The 14,043-nt window shown below is 62.7% G+C and carries 13 protein-coding genes; 9 read left to right on the forward strand and 4 right to left on the reverse strand.

Annotated features, from left to right (window positions below):
• Positions 1–28 precede the first annotated feature (28 nt).
• Positions 29–1,723 carry a ShlB/FhaC/HecB family hemolysin secretion/activation protein gene (locus ACPZMI_RS11295; RefSeq protein WP_065861330.1) on the reverse strand — a complete coding sequence of 565 codons (1,695 nt, stop codon included), beginning with the start codon at positions 1,721–1,723 and terminating at the stop codon, positions 29–31.
• 249 nt (positions 1,724–1,972) lie between these two features.
• The gene (gene uraH, locus ACPZMI_RS11300) at positions 1,973–2,326 is read right to left on the reverse strand and encodes a hydroxyisourate hydrolase (protein WP_186666722.1); all 354 of its coding nucleotides are present in this window, start codon (positions 2,324–2,326) and stop codon (positions 1,973–1,975) included.
• Positions 2,327–2,726: 400 nt separating this feature from the next.
• Between uraH and puuE the strand changes: the two genes are divergently transcribed.
• The 7 genes from puuE (at position 2,727) to ACPZMI_RS11335 (ending at position 9,769) form a co-directional block, all read left to right on the forward strand.
• On the forward strand, positions 2,727–3,653 hold the full coding sequence (gene puuE, locus ACPZMI_RS11305; RefSeq protein WP_186666723.1) for an allantoinase PuuE: 927 nt from the start codon (positions 2,727–2,729) through the stop codon (positions 3,651–3,653).
• The gene (gene uraD / locus ACPZMI_RS11310; protein WP_186709333.1) at positions 3,653–4,168 is read left to right on the forward strand and encodes a 2-oxo-4-hydroxy-4-carboxy-5-ureidoimidazoline decarboxylase; all 516 of its coding nucleotides are present in this window, start codon (positions 3,653–3,655) and stop codon (positions 4,166–4,168) included. Before puuE ends, uraD begins: the two co-directional genes overlap by 1 nt.
• Positions 4,169–4,274: 106 nt before the next feature.
• The gene (locus ACPZMI_RS11315) at positions 4,275–4,778 is read left to right on the forward strand and encodes an ureidoglycolate lyase (protein WP_133331566.1); all 504 of its coding nucleotides are present in this window, start codon (positions 4,275–4,277) and stop codon (positions 4,776–4,778) included.
• 56 nt (positions 4,779–4,834) lie between these two features.
• Complete coding sequence (locus ACPZMI_RS11320) at positions 4,835–6,154, forward strand: urate hydroxylase PuuD (RefSeq protein WP_186666725.1); 1,320 nt, start codon at positions 4,835–4,837, stop codon at positions 6,152–6,154.
• A gap of 199 nt (positions 6,155–6,353) precedes the next feature.
• Complete coding sequence (locus ACPZMI_RS11325) at positions 6,354–7,709, forward strand: nucleobase:cation symporter-2 family protein (protein WP_426352247.1); 1,356 nt, start codon at positions 6,354–6,356, stop codon at positions 7,707–7,709.
• A 137-nt stretch (positions 7,710–7,846) separates the two neighbouring features.
• The gene (locus tag ACPZMI_RS11330) at positions 7,847–8,632 is read left to right on the forward strand and encodes an outer membrane protein OmpK (protein ID WP_063543971.1); all 786 of its coding nucleotides are present in this window, start codon (positions 7,847–7,849) and stop codon (positions 8,630–8,632) included.
• A gap of 354 nt (positions 8,633–8,986) precedes the next feature.
• On the forward strand, positions 8,987–9,769 hold the full coding sequence (locus ACPZMI_RS11335; RefSeq protein ID WP_186666727.1) for an outer membrane protein OmpK: 783 nt from the start codon (positions 8,987–8,989) through the stop codon (positions 9,767–9,769).
• 54 nt (positions 9,770–9,823) lie between these two features.
• Here the strand turns inward: ACPZMI_RS11335 and ACPZMI_RS11340 are convergent, their stop codons facing one another.
• On the reverse strand, positions 9,824–10,738 hold the full coding sequence (locus ACPZMI_RS11340) for a DUF808 domain-containing protein (RefSeq protein WP_426352248.1): 915 nt from the start codon (positions 10,736–10,738) through the stop codon (positions 9,824–9,826).
• 131 nt (positions 10,739–10,869) lie between these two features.
• Between ACPZMI_RS11340 and ACPZMI_RS11345 the strand changes: the two genes are divergently transcribed.
• The gene (locus tag ACPZMI_RS11345; RefSeq protein ID WP_054893651.1) at positions 10,870–11,481 is read left to right on the forward strand and encodes a TetR/AcrR family transcriptional regulator; all 612 of its coding nucleotides are present in this window, start codon (positions 10,870–10,872) and stop codon (positions 11,479–11,481) included.
• Positions 11,482–11,547: 66 nt separating this feature from the next.
• Here ACPZMI_RS11345 and ACPZMI_RS11350 read toward each other — a convergent pair whose 3' ends face one another.
• Entirely contained in the window at positions 11,548–11,988 is a 441-nt protein-coding gene (locus tag ACPZMI_RS11350) for a GlcG/HbpS family heme-binding protein (RefSeq protein ID WP_186666729.1), read from the reverse strand.
• A 257-nt stretch (positions 11,989–12,245) separates the two neighbouring features.
• Here ACPZMI_RS11350 and gcl point away from each other — a divergent pair, with 257 nt between their 5' ends.
• Positions 12,246–14,021, forward strand: coding sequence for a glyoxylate carboligase (gene gcl, locus ACPZMI_RS11355; RefSeq protein ID WP_151924134.1), 1,776 nt, complete (start codon positions 12,246–12,248; stop codon positions 14,019–14,021).
• The last annotated feature ends 22 nt before the right edge of the window (positions 14,022–14,043 follow it).

Below are 14,043 nucleotides of genomic sequence, written 5' to 3' on the forward strand. Positions count from 1 at the left end.
TGTCACGGGTAATGGGTAGGGCCGACGCTCAGAAGAAGGCGTCGACGCGGAAATAGATCGGGTGCTCGCGGCGGGTCACCGCATCGGGCCGCTCCAGCGAACGGGCAAAGGTTGCGCTGGCAGCGAAGTACTGGCCGCGGACGTTGAATTCCAGGGCATTGCCACTCAGGCGCCCATGGTCCTTGCCGTTGCCATGCTGGCCCTTGATCACACCGGCATCGTAGGCGAACGCCATGCCGTATTCGCGCAACCAGGGCTGCAGGGCTGCCCAGGTGACCGGCCGACGCCAGCGCAACTGGTTGCGCCAGTAGCCGCCGCTGTCGCCGGTGAGGGTCTGATCCTTGAAGCCACGCACCGAGGTCAGCCCGCCGACACTGATGCGCTGCGCACTGTAGAGCGCGTCCTCGCTGCGCTGGCCGGTGGCCAGGCTGTCGAAGCTGAACTGTTCGCCCCACAGCTGGAACGGCTGCAGGTAGCTCAGGGTCAGGGTGTACTTGTTGTAGCGCGACACCGGTTCGTTGCCATGGGGGTCGCCTGCGCCCTGGGCGTCGAGCGCGCCGATGCCCTGCTGCCAGCCGGCATCGAGGTTGACGAAGGCGTTGCCGATGCGTCGGCCGTGGTTGACGCCAAGCTGACGCTCGGTGATGCGGGTGCTGGAGACATCGATCAGGGTGTCGTCAAGGTAGTTGCGCGCGCGCAGGTGGCTCACGCCGATGTTCACCGCCGTCTTGCTCAGGCTGTCGCGGTGGATCACCCGTTCGGCCTGGAACTGGTGCACGCTGTTGTCGCCGTCGAGCTTGAAGGGAAAGCCGCTGGAGGTGTCGCGGGTGCGGTAGTAGTTGTGGTTGTAGCTGTAGTTGAAGGTCCACCAGCCCCACGGCAGGCTGTAGTTCAGGCCATGGCTGTCGGAATGGCGCCAGTGGTCGCTGACCACATCACGCCCGCCCCTGAGGCTCAGCTGATCGGCCAGGCCCAACGGGCTGTCCCACTCCAGGCCCAGGTTCATCTGTTGCTCGCCGCTGCTGGCATCACCATTGTTGTGGCGGCTGGCCGAGACCCGCCAGGGCTTGTCACGCTGGCCCTTGAGCTGCACGCGGCTACCGCCGACTTCCTGGCCTGGCACCAGCTCGACTTCGACCTGACGCGACGGCAAGCGACCAAGCTGGTCGACCATCTGCTCCATGTCGCGCAGGTTGAGCACTTCGGAGACCTGGCCGGGGAAGGTCATGGCCATTTCCCGTGGGCTGGCGAGCGCCGAGCTGTCCAGGCCTTCCAGGCGCCCTTCGACGATGATGATCTGCAGGATGCCCGAACCCAGGTCCTGCTGCGGCAGGTAGGCACGGGTGGTCAGGTAGCCGCGGTCGATGTAGTGGTCGGTGATGCGCTTGAGCAGGCCGTTGAGCTCGCCGACCTGCAGGCACTTACCTTCATAGCCCTCCACCAGTGCCTGGCGCTGCCGCTCGCTGAGCAGGGTCGCACCTTGCAGCTCGACGCTGCGGATCTGGAAGCAGCGCCCTTGCTCCGAGGGCGCCACAGGAGCCTGAGGGGCCTGCTTGCCGGGCAATTGCTGCAGTTCCTCAAGGCGCTTGCGCTGCTCTTGCAGAAGGTTTTCCTGACGGTCACGGATCAGGTCGCGGTCGCCGGGAGACTGGAAGGGGGCGGCACTGGCAAGCAGCGGCAGGAGCGCAAAGCCGGTTGCCAGCGCACGGAGGAAGAGGGACATGCAAGTAATCCGTCACTTGAGAACTGATCGCATCACTGCGAAAGGGTGCGCAGGATACAAGAGCAGAACCACGCCATCAATGCGCCACTCAGTGCTTTGCGACGAACGCTGATACGTTTTCGTGCCTGGAATAACGAAGGGATGCGGGACTGGGGGATCGGGCGGGGTTTCGGACAATTGCTACAGAATGAAAAAAGCCCGCCAGTGTGATAGCGGGCAAGGACCTACGAAGATTCTTCTAGCGACCAACTAGCTCCCGCGATAGGTCGAATAACTGTACGGCGAGATCAGCAGCGGCACGTGGTAGTGCTCCTGCCCTTCATCGATGCCGAAGCGCAGCACCACGACATCGAGAAACGCCTGGTCAGGCAGTGCAACACCCTTGGCCCGGTAGTAGTCCCCGGCACCGAACTGCAACTGGTAGACACCGGTACGGTAGTCATCGCCCTGCAACAAAGGCGCATCGACGCGGCCATCGCTGTTGGTCAGTGCACTGTTCACCAGCTCCAGTTGCTGGCCTTCGACACGGTACAGCTCGACCTTGATCGAGCTGCCCGGGCAGCCGTGAGCGGCATCCAGTACGTGTGTGGTCAAACGTCCCATTTGCTTGTCGCCTCTTGTCGTTTGCATGGGCAGAAAATACACGGCATGCACCAACACGAGGCTGACGAAATGCCGGAATGGGCTCATTAAGACACTTTCGATTCAGATTGTACACAATTTTTTGAACTTCCCTGCGCACCGCTCATGGCAGGCCTTCCGAGCATGGACATCAGTCGCAAATACAGGGCCTGTGCAGCAGGCCGAGATATTATCTGACCGATCAGGCAGGTTTCTTGCAGTGCTTTTCCAGCCTGGGGTTGAGGCGACAAGTGGGAAGAAATGCGGAAAAACGGGCTTACAAATGGACAAATAAGTTGTATACAATCACCCCATCCGGTGCGTGCGACAACCCGCCGCGGTCCGCCCACCACCCGCACCTACGAACATAAGGAAGACTGCAGTGAGCGCTGACTACCCTCGCGACCTGATCGGTTACGGCAACAACCCACCTCACCCGCAATGGCCGGGCAACGCCCGCATTGCCCTGTCTTTCGTGCTCAACTACGAAGAAGGTGGCGAGCGCAACATCCTGCACGGTGACAAGGAGTCCGAAGCCTTCCTCTCTGAAATGGTGGCTGCCCAGCCGCTGCAGGGCGTGCGCAACATGAGCATGGAGTCGCTCTACGAATACGGCAGCCGCGCCGGGGTGTGGCGCCTGCTCAAGCTGTTCAAGGACACCGGCGTACCGCTGACCATCTTTGCCGTGGCCATGGCCGCCCAGCGCCACCCGGACGTGATCCGCGCCATGGTCGAGGCCGGCCATGAGATCTGCAGCCACGGCTACCGCTGGATCGACTACCAGTACATGGACGAAGCGCAGGAGCGCGAGCACATGCTCGAAGCCATCCGCATCCTCACCGAGCTGACCGGCGAGCGCCCGCTGGGCTGGTACACCGGCCGCACCGGCCCGAACACCCGGCGCCTGGTGATGGAGGAAGGTGGCTTCCTCTATGACAGCGACACCTACGACGACGACCTGCCCTACTGGGAAGCAAACAACCCCACCGACAAGCCGCACCTGGTGATCCCCTACACCCTGGACACCAATGACATGCGCTTCACCCAGGTGCAGGGTTTCAACTGCGGCGAGCAGTTCTTCCAGTACCTCAAGGACGCCTTCGACGTGCTCTACGAAGAAGGCGCCGAAGCGCCGAAGATGCTCTCCATCGGCCTGCACTGCCGCCTGGTCGGTCGCCCCGCGCGCCTGGCCGCGCTCAAGCGCTTCGTCGAATACGCCAAGAGCCACGAGCAGGTCTGGTTCGCCCGTCGCGTGGATATCGCCCGCCATTGGCACGCCACCCATCCGTACAAGAAAGAGAACGCCTGATGACCGCTTTCAATACCCTCAAGCCCTCGGCCCTTGACCGCGACGCCTTCGTCGCGGCCTTCGCCGACATCTACGAGCACTCGCCGTGGGTCGCCGAAAAAGCCTACGCACTGGGCAACCTGAGCGAGCTGGACGAGATCGAGGTACTGCACCAGCGCATGAGCGACATCCTGCTCAGCGCCAGCCACGCCGAGCAACTGGCGCTGATCAACGCTCACCCGGACCTGGCCGGCAAGGCGGCGGTGCAGGGCGAACTGACCGAATCGAGCACCAACGAACAGGCCGGCGCCGGCATTCACCAGTGCACTGCCGAAGAGTTCGCACGTTTCACCGAACTCAACGACGCCTACAAGGCAAAATTCCAGTTTCCGTTCATCATGGCGGTCAAGGGCAGCAACCGGCACCAGATCCTGGCCTCCTTCGAAAAGCGCATCCACAACGACATCGATGCCGAGTTCAAGGAAGCCCTGGCGCAGATCAACCTGATCGCCCTGTTCCGCCTGCTGCAGCTTTGAGGACCAACCCCGGGACTGGCCCGAGTGCGTGACGCGACCGCACCCAGGGCCTGCCCGAACGAGGTCCGCCCTACATACCGATAACGAATACAGAAGAGATAACCGCATGCGTACCCTGATGATCGAGCCCCTGACCAAAGAAGCCTTCGCCCCGTTCGGTGACGTGATCGAAACCGATGGCAGCGACCACTTCATGATCAACAACGGCTCGACCATGCGCTTCCACAAGCTCGCCACGGTCGAGACCGCCGAGCCGGAAGACAAGGCGATCATCAGCATCTTCCGCGCCGACGCGCTGGAGATGCCGCTGACCGTACGCATGCTGGAGCGCCATCCGCTGGGCAGCCAGGCTTTCATCCCGCTGCTCGGCAACCCCTTTCTGATCGTGGTCGCGCCAGTTGGCGATGCACCTGTATCAGGTTTGGTCCGAGCCTTCCGCAGCAACGGCAGGCAGGGCGTTAATTACCATCGCGGCGTCTGGCACCACCCGGTGCTGACGATCGAAAAGCGGGATGACTTCCTGGTGGTTGATCGCAGTGGTTCCGGCAACAACTGCGACGAGCATTACTTCACCGAGGAACAGATGTTGATCCTCAATCCCCACCAATAAGAAAAGGTCGGTCATCCCGGGTCTCGGCCCGTCGGTGATCGGCAGAGGTACATACTGTGGAAGCACACCTTCACGAATGGCTGAACCTGAGCATTCGCTGGGTTCACATGATCACCGGCGTGGCCTGGATCGGTGCATCGTTCTACTTCGTCTGGCTGGAGAACCACCTGAATCGAAGCAACCCGCGCGATGGGTTGTCAGGTGACCTCTGGGCCATCCATGGCGGTGGTATCTACCACCTGGAGAAATACAAGCTCGCACCACCGAAAATGCCCGAGAACCTGCACTGGTTCAAATGGGAAGCCTACTTCACCTGGATGTCCGGGATCGCCTTGCTGTGCGTGGTGTTCTACTGGAACCCAACCCTGTACCTGCTGGCACCGGGCAGCACCCTGAGCGGCGCAGAAGGCGTGGCCATCGGCATCGGTTCGCTGATCGTCGGCTGGTTCGTCTACGACTTCCTCTGCGACTCACCGCTGGGCAAGCGCCCTGCCCTGCTTGGCGCCGTGCTGTTCGTGCTGATCATCGCCGCGTGCTGGGGCTTCAGCCTGGTGTTCAGCGGTCGTGGCGCGTACCTGCACACCGGCGCGATCATCGGCACCATCATGGTCGGCAACGTGTTCCGCATCATCATGCCGGCCCAGCGCCAGCTGGTGGCGGCGATCGAGAACAACCAGACCCCTGATCCGGTACTGCCGGCCAAGGGCCTGCTGCGCTCGCGACACAACAACTACTTCACCCTGCCGGTGCTGTTCATCATGATCAGCAACCACTTCCCGAGCACCTACGGCAGCCAGTACAACTGGCTGATCCTGGCCGGGATCGCAGTGGCTGCGGTACTGATCCGTCACTATTTCAACACCCGCCACGACAGCAACAAGTACGCCTGGACCCTGCCCGTGGGTGCCCTGGCGATGATCTGCCTGGCCTATGTGACCGGTCCCAAGCCGCTGCCGACCTCGCCCGAGCAGGCTGCCGCGAAGATCGAGTACCAGCCGTTGCCAGCCACCGCGGTCGGCGGTAAGACCGCTGCCGAGCTACGCGCCGAGGAAGCGGCCAAGGCTGCCCAGGCACCTGCCGAAGCTCCGGCCCAGGCCACGGCCCAGGCGGCGCCCGGCAACTTCGAGAAGATCCACAACGTCATCCAGGAACGCTGCACCGTGTGCCACTCGTCGAAACCGACCAGCCCATTGTTCAGCACCGCCCCGGGCGGCGTGATGTTCGACACCCCGCAGCAGATCCAGGCCCAGGCCGCACGCATCCAGGCGCAGGCCGTGGCCAGCCAGATCATGCCGCTGGGCAACATCACCCAGATGACCGTCGAGGAACGCAAGCTGGTCGGCGACTGGATCGCCAAGGGCGCCCCGGTCAACTGACACCCCACTGCCTGTTTGTGGGAGCGGGCTTGCCCGCGAAGAGGCCGGTCCTGCCGGCCTCGCTTCCAATGAAACACCGTAACAAGCAAGCATCGAGCGTGCGGCTCCATCCGGGAACCCCAGGTCCTTCAACCGAAGCGCCTGCCGCCTGGAGCTGCCCGCTTGGATCCGAGAATAAAAACAAAACTCGAGGTGCTGCATGTCCGAGTCACCCAAGGCGTACATCCCCGTTGCGCCGCCACGACAGCCCCTGCCCCTGTTCCAACTGATCCTGGTGGGCCTGCAACATGTCCTGCTGATGTACGGCGGCGCCATCGCCGTACCGCTGATCATCGGCCAGGCCGCCGGGCTGTCCCGTGAAGAAGTCGCTTTCCTGATCAACGCCGACCTGCTCGTGGCCGGCGTCGCCACCATCATCCAGTCGTTCGGCATCGGCCCGGTGGGCATCCGCATGCCGGTGATGATGGGCGCAAGCTTCGCCGCCGTCGGCAGCATGGTGGCCATGGCCGGCATGCCCGGCGTGGGCTTGCAGGGGATCTTCGGCGCGACCATCGCTGCCGGGCTCTTCGGCATGCTGATCGCGCCGTTCATGTCCAAGGTGGTGCGCTTCTTCCCGCCATTGGTCACAGGCACCGTGATCACCTCCATCGGTTTGTCGCTGTTCCCGGTCGCGGTCAACTGGGCTGGCGGCGGGCAGCAGGCGGAAACCTTCGGCTCGCCGATCTACCTGATGGTCGCAGGCCTGGTGCTGGCCGTGATCCTGCTGATCAATCGCTTCATGCGTGGCTTCTGGGTCAACGTGTCGGTGCTGGTGGGCATGGGCCTGGGTTATGTGCTGGCCGGTTCCATCGGCATGGTCGACCTGTCGGGCCTGAACGAAGCGCCGTGGCTGCAGGTGGTCACACCGCTGCACTTCGGCATGCCGACCTTCAGCCTCGCGCCGATCCTGTCGATGTGCCTGGTGGTGGTGATCATCTTCGTCGAGTCCACCGGCATGTTCCTGGCCCTGGGCAAGGTGACCGACCGCGAAGTGACACCCGGCATGCTGCGTCGCGGCCTGCTGTGCGATGCCGGCGCCTCGTTCGTGGCCGGTTTCTTCAATACCTTCACCCACTCCTCCTTCGCCCAGAACATCGGCCTGGTGCAGATGACCGGGGTGCGCTGCCGCTATGTCACGGTGGTTGCCGGCGCCCTGCTGATCCTGCTCAGCCTGCTGCCCAAGGCGGCCTTCCTGATCGCCTCGATTCCGCCTGCGGTACTGGGCGGCGCCTCCATTGCCATGTTCGGCATGGTCACCGCCACCGGCATCAAGATCCTCCAGGAAGCCGACATCAGTGACCGGCGCAATCAGTTGCTGGTCGCGGTCAGCGTGGGCTTCGGTCTGATCCCTGTGGTGCGTCCGGAGTTCTTTGCGCAGATGCCGCAGTGGATGGAGCCCATCACCCACAGCGGCATCGCCATGGCCACGCTCAGCGCTCTGGTGCTGAACGTGCTGTTCAACATCCTCGGGGGCGCCGAACGCGCGGCCCACAACGAGGCCTGTCACCCGCACTGAGTCAGCGGGCGGCGCCCTGGTCGCCCGTCTCATCCAAGCAGTGAAACGCAGTACCGGCGGCCCACGGGAGCGGGCCGTCCGGGGCGCCTGCGCGCCGAAGACACCTCGAACAACAACAAGAACACGGGAATTCGCACATGAAGCGCACCACCTCGTCCCTGCTGCTGGGCAGCAGCCTGCTGGCCACCCTCCCCGCGTTCGCGGGCGACTGGCTGCAATGGCACGGCGAAAGCCTGACCTACCTCTACGGCAAGGATTTCAAGGTCAACCCGGACATCCAGCAGACCATCACCTTCGAGCACGCCAACAAGTGGAAGTACGGTGACACCTTCCTGTTCATCGACAAGATCTTCTACAACGGCAAGACCGACGCCAGCAAAGGTGTGAACACCTACTACGGTGAATTCAGCCCGCGCCTGTCGTTCGGCAAGATCCTCGACCGCAAGCTGGCCTTCGGCCCGGTCAAGGACGTGCTGCTGGCCATGACCTACGAGCGTGGCGAAGGGTTGAACGCGGCCTACCTGATCGGCCCAGGGTTCGACCTGGACATCCCCGGCTTCAACTATTTCTACCTCAACATCTACCTGCGCAACACCGAGGGCAGTCGCCCCGGCGACAACGTCTGGCAGTTCACCCCCGGCTGGTCGTACACCATTCCCCTGGGCCGCTCCGACCTTCTGATCGACGGCTACATGGACTGGGTGACCGACAACGACCAGACCCGCCGCGGCACCTACCACGCCAACCTGCACTTCAACCCACAGGTCAAGTACGACCTGGGCAAGGCCCTCAACCTGGGCGCCAAGCAGTTGTATGTGGGCTTCGAGTACAGCTATTGGAAGGACAAGTACGGCATCGACAGCCGCGGCAATCTACAGAGCAACCAGAGCGTGGCCAGTGCGTTGGTAAAGGTGCATTTCTAAGAACCTGACCGAACGCCCAATTTTGTATCACCGCGCTCCAGGACGGAGCACTTGAGGACCGGCGCGCAAGCCAGTAATCTGCGCGCCCCCTCGCTCAGGGCAGGCCGGATCCTGCCCGCGTTTACTGACCGCTCAGTCAATGAATTCGGGCGGTTGGTCGATGTTTTGCCAGCCAGAAACACCCTTTTCATCCGTTCAGAACGACGTCGAGCAGGATGGTTGTGACCAACCCGGAAAGTTGGCGCAGCACTTGCCAGAGAGCTGTGGCCAACCCGAAAAAACTGACCCGAAAGACAAGAAAGGCGCCGACACGAGCGCTGACAGCAATATCCAATCAAGGGAGCGACACACGCAATGCGCATCATCAACAGCCTGATCCTCGCCGGCGGCCTGCTCGCCTGCGGCACCAGCTTCGCCGAAGACCTGCTGCAGTGGCAGACCAACAGCCTGACCTACCTCTGGGGCAAGAACTTCAAGGTCAACCCCGAGACCCAGCAGACCGTCACCTTCGAGCACGCCGATGCCTGGAAGTACGGCGATAACTTCATCTTCGTCGACAAGATCTTCTACCAGGGCAAGAAGGACGCCAACAACGGCCCGAACACCTACTACGGCGAGATCAGCCCACGCCTGTCGTTCGGCAAGATCTTCGACCAGAAGCTGGAGTTCGGCCCGGTCAAGGATGTGCTGCTGGCCATGACCTACGAGTTCGGCGAGGGTGATACCGAGTCCTACCTGATCGGCCCTGGCTTCGACCTGGCGATTCCCGGCTTCGACTATTTCCAGCTGAACTTCTACCACCGCACCACCGATGGCAGCCGTCCGGGTGATCATGTCTGGCAGATCACTCCGGTGTGGTCCTACACCATTCCCGTGGGCTCATCGGATGTGCTGATCGATGGTTTCATGGACTGGGTGGTGGACAACGACGAGAACAGCCGTGGCAGCTACCACGCCAACCTGCACTTCAACCCGCAGGTCAAATATGACCTGGGCAAGGCCTTGCACCTGGGCGAGAAGCAACTGTACGTCGGTATCGAGTATGACTACTGGAGCGACAAGTACGGGATCAAGGACAGCGATGCCTTCACCACCGACCAGAACACCATGAGCTTCCTGGTCAAGGTGCACTTCTGATCTGAGCGGTGGGTCTGCTTCGCGGGTAAAACCGCGAAGCAGACCCACCGACGATCACGCTGCTGGCCGCACCACCCGCCACAACTTGCCAACCACGCTCACCACCGCCAGCACCACTGCCCCGGCCACTACCCCCAGCACGCCATTGATCAACGCTCCGGTCAGTGCCCCGCCACGGCCGTCGGCAAAGGCCTCGATGGCGTGGTGCAACGGCGCGATGCCGTGCACGAGAATGCCGCCACCGACCAGGAACATGGCCGCAGTGCCGATCACCGACAGGCCCTTCATCATGTAGGGGGCCGCACGCAGGATGCCATTACCGACCGCTTGCGCCAGGCTCGAGCCATTGCGAGTCAGCCACAGCCCCAGGTCATCGAGCTTGACGATTCCGGCCACCAGCCCGTACACACCCAGCGTCATGACCACGGCGATGCCTGATAGCACGATGATCTGCTGGCTCAGCGGCGCATCGGCCACTGTACCGAGGGTGATGGCGATGATTTCGGCGGAGAGGATGAAGTCAGTGCGCACCGCGCCCTTGATCTTGTCCTTCTCGAAGGCCACCAGGTCGACATTCACATCGGCCACGGCTTCCTTGCGCGCCATGTGCTGCGCCTGATCCTCCTCCTGGCTGTGCAGGAACTTGTGCGCCAGCTTCTCGAAGCCCTCGAAGCACAGGTAGGCTCCCCCCAGCATCAGCAGCGGCGTGACCGCCCAGGGGATGAAAGCGCTGATGAGCAGGGCCGCCGGCACCAGGATCGCCTTGTTCAGCAGCGAACCCTTGGCCACCGCCCAGACCACCGGAATCTCCCGTTCGGCCCGTACCCCGGTGACCTGTTGGGCGTTGAGCGCCAGGTCATCGCCCAGCACACCTGCGGTCTTCTTCGCCGCGACCTTGGTCATCAGCGAAACATCGTCCAGCACCGTGGCGATGTCGTCGATCAACACCAGTAAGCTGCTTCCTGCCATGTCGTTGTGTTTCCAATGATTGCAAAGGACCGATTCTAGCCCAATGCCGTCGCCTTGAGCCGTTCTCCGGGCCGGTGCTACCATGCCCGATCGCTATTAGAGGCGGCCAGTCACAGGAAGATTCAGACACCATGAGCACGATTCGCGAGCGCAACAAGGAACTGATCCTGCGCGCGGCCAGCGAGGAATTCGCCGACAAAGGCTTCGCCGCCACCAAGACCAGCGATATCGCTGCCAAGGCCGGGCTGCCCAAGCCGAACGTCTACTACTACTTCAAGTCGAAGGAAAACCTCTACCGCGAGGTGCTCGAGAGCATCATCGCGCCGATCATGCAGGCGTCCACGCCGTTCAACGCCGACGGCGACCCCAAAGAGGTGCTCAGCGGCTACATCCGCTCGAAGATCCGCATCTCCCGCGACCTGCCACATGCCTCCAAGGTGTTCGCCAGCGAGATCATGCACGGCGCCCCGCACCTGTCGCCTGGGCAGGTCGAGCAGCTCAACGAGCAGGCACGACACAACATCGAGTGCATCCAGCGCTGGATCGAGCGCGGCCAGATCGCCCCGGTCGATCCGCATCACCTGATGTTCAGCATCTGGGCGGCCACGCAAACCTACGCCGACTTCGATTGGCAGATTGCCGTGGTGACCGGCAAGGCAAAGCTCGCCGACAGCGATTACGACGCCGCCGCCGAAACCATCATCCGCCTGGTGCTCAAGGGGTGTGAGCCCGAGGCGGCCTGACGGTCGGCGTACACCGCTCCCACCCGTGGCCGACTGGCCCTGGCGGGAGCGCAGGCCAACGCTGTATCAGACAGCCACGCCAGCATCAGCCGTAAGCCCCAGCGCCTCGATGGCAGTGATTGCGCACTGCTCGTCGATGTCCGACGTGTCCCCGCTGACCCCCACCGCACCCAGCACTTTTCCCGCCTGATCCCGGATCAGCACCCCACCTGGCGCGGGCACCACCGACCGCTCGCCCAAGCCGTTCAACGCCGCGAAAAACGCCGGTCGCTGCTGCGCATCCAGCGCCAGCAGGCGTGACCCCTTGCCCAGGGCCACAGCCCCCCAGGCCTTGCCCATGGCCACCTGCGGACGTAACAGACTGGCGCCGTCCTCGCGTTGCAAGGCCAGCAGATGGCCGCCGGCATCCAGCACCGCCACCGTCAGCGGTGCGGCGTCGATCTTGCGCCCAGCGGCAAGGGCAGCGGCGACCAAGGTGTTGGCGACGTTGAGCGTCATTGCGTTCATGGAAAGGTCCTCTTCTTGTTGTGAGAAGCCCTGAGGGGCAGTTGAAAACCGATAAGCAAATAGAACACAACAGAAAGATTTTTTGTATACAATATTTTTGAACGATCGTACTCAATCAGATAGAGCGCCTTTTCTGTGGGGTTTCCAGCGAAAGCCAATCTACCCGATGAAAATACATTGACCTGAAGCTCAGAGCGTGAATACACTTTGGAGCAAAGTAGGTTGTATACAATTACAAAATCGATGAGGCACAAATCATGAGCAAAATGAGAGCAATCGATGCAGCCGTTCTGGTCATGCGCCGTGAAGGCGTAGAGACGGCATTCGGCATTCCCGGGGCTGCCATCAACCCGCTGTACTCGGCCCTGAAGAAAGTCGGCGGCATCGATCACGTCCTCGCTCGCCACGTCGAAGGTGCCTCGCACATGGCCGAGGGCTACACCCGCGCCAACCCGGGCAACATCGGTGTGTGCATCGGCACCTCCGGGCCAGCCGGCACCGACATGGTCACCGGCCTGTACAGCGCCTCGGCCGACTCCATCCCGATCCTGTGCATCACCGGCCAGGCCCCCCGCGCCCGTCTGCACAAGGAAGACTTCCAGGCCGTCGACATCACCAGCATCGTCAAGCCGGTGACCAAGTGGGCCACCACCGTGCTGGAGCCGGGCCAGGTGCCCTATGCCTTCCAGAAAGCCTTCTACGAAATGCGCACCGGCCGCCCAGGCCCAGTACTGATCGACCTGCCGTTTGACGTACAGATGGCCGAGATCGAATTCGACATCGACGCCTACGCGCCACTGCCGGTACACAAGCCTTCGGCCACGCGCATCCAGGCCGAGAAAGCCCTGGCCCTGCTCAATGACGCCGAACGTCCGCTGCTGGTCGCAGGTGGCGGCATCATCAACGCCGACGCCAGCGACAAGCTGGTCGAGTTCGCTGAACTGACCGGCGTGCCAGTGATCCCGACCCTGATGGGCTGGGGCACCATCCCTGACGACCACGAACTGATGGTCGGCATGGTCGGCCTGCAGACTTCGCACCGCTACGGCAACGCCACGCTGCTCAAGTCCGACCTGGTGTTCGGCATCGGCAACCGCTGGGCCAACCGTCACACCGGCTCGGTCGATGTCTACACCGAAGGCCGCAAGTTCGTGCACGTCGACATCGAACCGACCCAGATCGGTCGTGTGTTCACCCCGGACCTGGGCATCGTCTCCGACGCCGGTGCCGCGCTGGACGCCTTCCTGGAAGTGGCCCGCGAATGGAAAGCCGCCGGCAAGCTCAAGTGCCGCAAGGCCTGGCTGGAAGACTGCCAGGAGCGCAAGTCGAGCCTGCAGCGCAAGACCCACTTCGACAACGTGCCGGTCAAGCCGCAGCGCGTGTACGAAGAGATGAACCAGGTATTCGGCAAGGACACCTGCTACGTCAGCACCATCGGCCTGTCGCAGATTGCCGGCGCGCAGTTCCTGCACGTGTACAAGCCGCGCCACTGGATCAACTGTGGCCAGGCCGGCCCGCTGGGTTGGACCATCCCGGCAGCGCTGGGCGTGGTCAAGGCCGACCCGAAACGCAAGGTGGTCGCGCTGTCGGGTGACTACGACTTCCAGTTCATGATCGAGGAACTGGCGGTCGGTGCGCAGTTCAACCTGCCCTACGTCCATGTGCTGGTGAACAACGCCTACCTCGGCCTGATCCGCCAGGCCCAGCGTGGCTTCGACATGGATTACTGTGTACAACTGGCGTTCGAGAACATCAACTCCAGCGAAGCCGGCAGCTACGGCGTGGATCACGTCGCCGTGGTCGAAGGCCTGGGTTGCAAGGCGCTGCGCGTGTTCGAGCCGGGCGAGATCGCCCCTGCCCTGCTCAAGGCGCAGAAAATGGCCGAAGAGTTCCGCGTGCCAGTGGTGGTCGAGGTGATTCTCGAGCGCGTCACCAACATTTCCATGGGTACCGAGATCAACGCGGTCAACGAGTTCGAAGACCTCGCACTGGTCGGCAACGACGCGCCGACCGCCATCTCGCTGCTCGACTGATTGCCGACGCCCCCGCGCAGGC

The sequence above is a fragment of the Pseudomonas wayambapalatensis genome, from assembly GCF_049942315.1.
GTDB lineage: Bacteria > Pseudomonadota > Gammaproteobacteria > Pseudomonadales > Pseudomonadaceae > Aquipseudomonas > Aquipseudomonas wayambapalatensis.

What these genes read in the sequence shown, in the direction of transcription:
- ACPZMI_RS11295 (WP_065861330.1), bottom strand. Translation starts at nt 1,723, where the DNA reads ATGTCCCTCTTCCTCCGTGCGCTGGCAACCGGCTTTGCGCTCCTGCCG.
- uraH (WP_186666722.1), bottom strand. Translation starts at nt 2,326, where the DNA reads ATGGGACGTTTGACCACACACGTACTGGATGCCGCTCACGGCTGCCCG.
- gcl (WP_151924134.1), top strand. Translation starts at nt 12,246, where the DNA reads ATGAGCAAAATGAGAGCAATCGATGCAGCCGTTCTGGTCATGCGCCGT.
- ACPZMI_RS11330 (WP_063543971.1), top strand. Translation starts at nt 7,847, where the DNA reads ATGAAGCGCACCACCTCGTCCCTGCTGCTGGGCAGCAGCCTGCTGGCC.
- ACPZMI_RS11335 (WP_186666727.1), top strand. Translation starts at nt 8,987, where the DNA reads ATGCGCATCATCAACAGCCTGATCCTCGCCGGCGGCCTGCTCGCCTGC.
- ACPZMI_RS11350 (WP_186666729.1), bottom strand. Translation starts at nt 11,988, where the DNA reads ATGAACGCAATGACGCTCAACGTCGCCAACACCTTGGTCGCCGCTGCC.
- uraD (WP_186709333.1), top strand. Translation starts at nt 3,653, where the DNA reads ATGACCGCTTTCAATACCCTCAAGCCCTCGGCCCTTGACCGCGACGCC.
- ACPZMI_RS11325 (WP_426352247.1), top strand. Translation starts at nt 6,354, where the DNA reads ATGTCCGAGTCACCCAAGGCGTACATCCCCGTTGCGCCGCCACGACAG.
- ACPZMI_RS11315 (WP_133331566.1), top strand. Translation starts at nt 4,275, where the DNA reads ATGCGTACCCTGATGATCGAGCCCCTGACCAAAGAAGCCTTCGCCCCG.
- ACPZMI_RS11340 (WP_426352248.1), bottom strand. Translation starts at nt 10,738, where the DNA reads ATGGCAGGAAGCAGCTTACTGGTGTTGATCGACGACATCGCCACGGTG.
- ACPZMI_RS11345 (WP_054893651.1), top strand. Translation starts at nt 10,870, where the DNA reads ATGAGCACGATTCGCGAGCGCAACAAGGAACTGATCCTGCGCGCGGCC.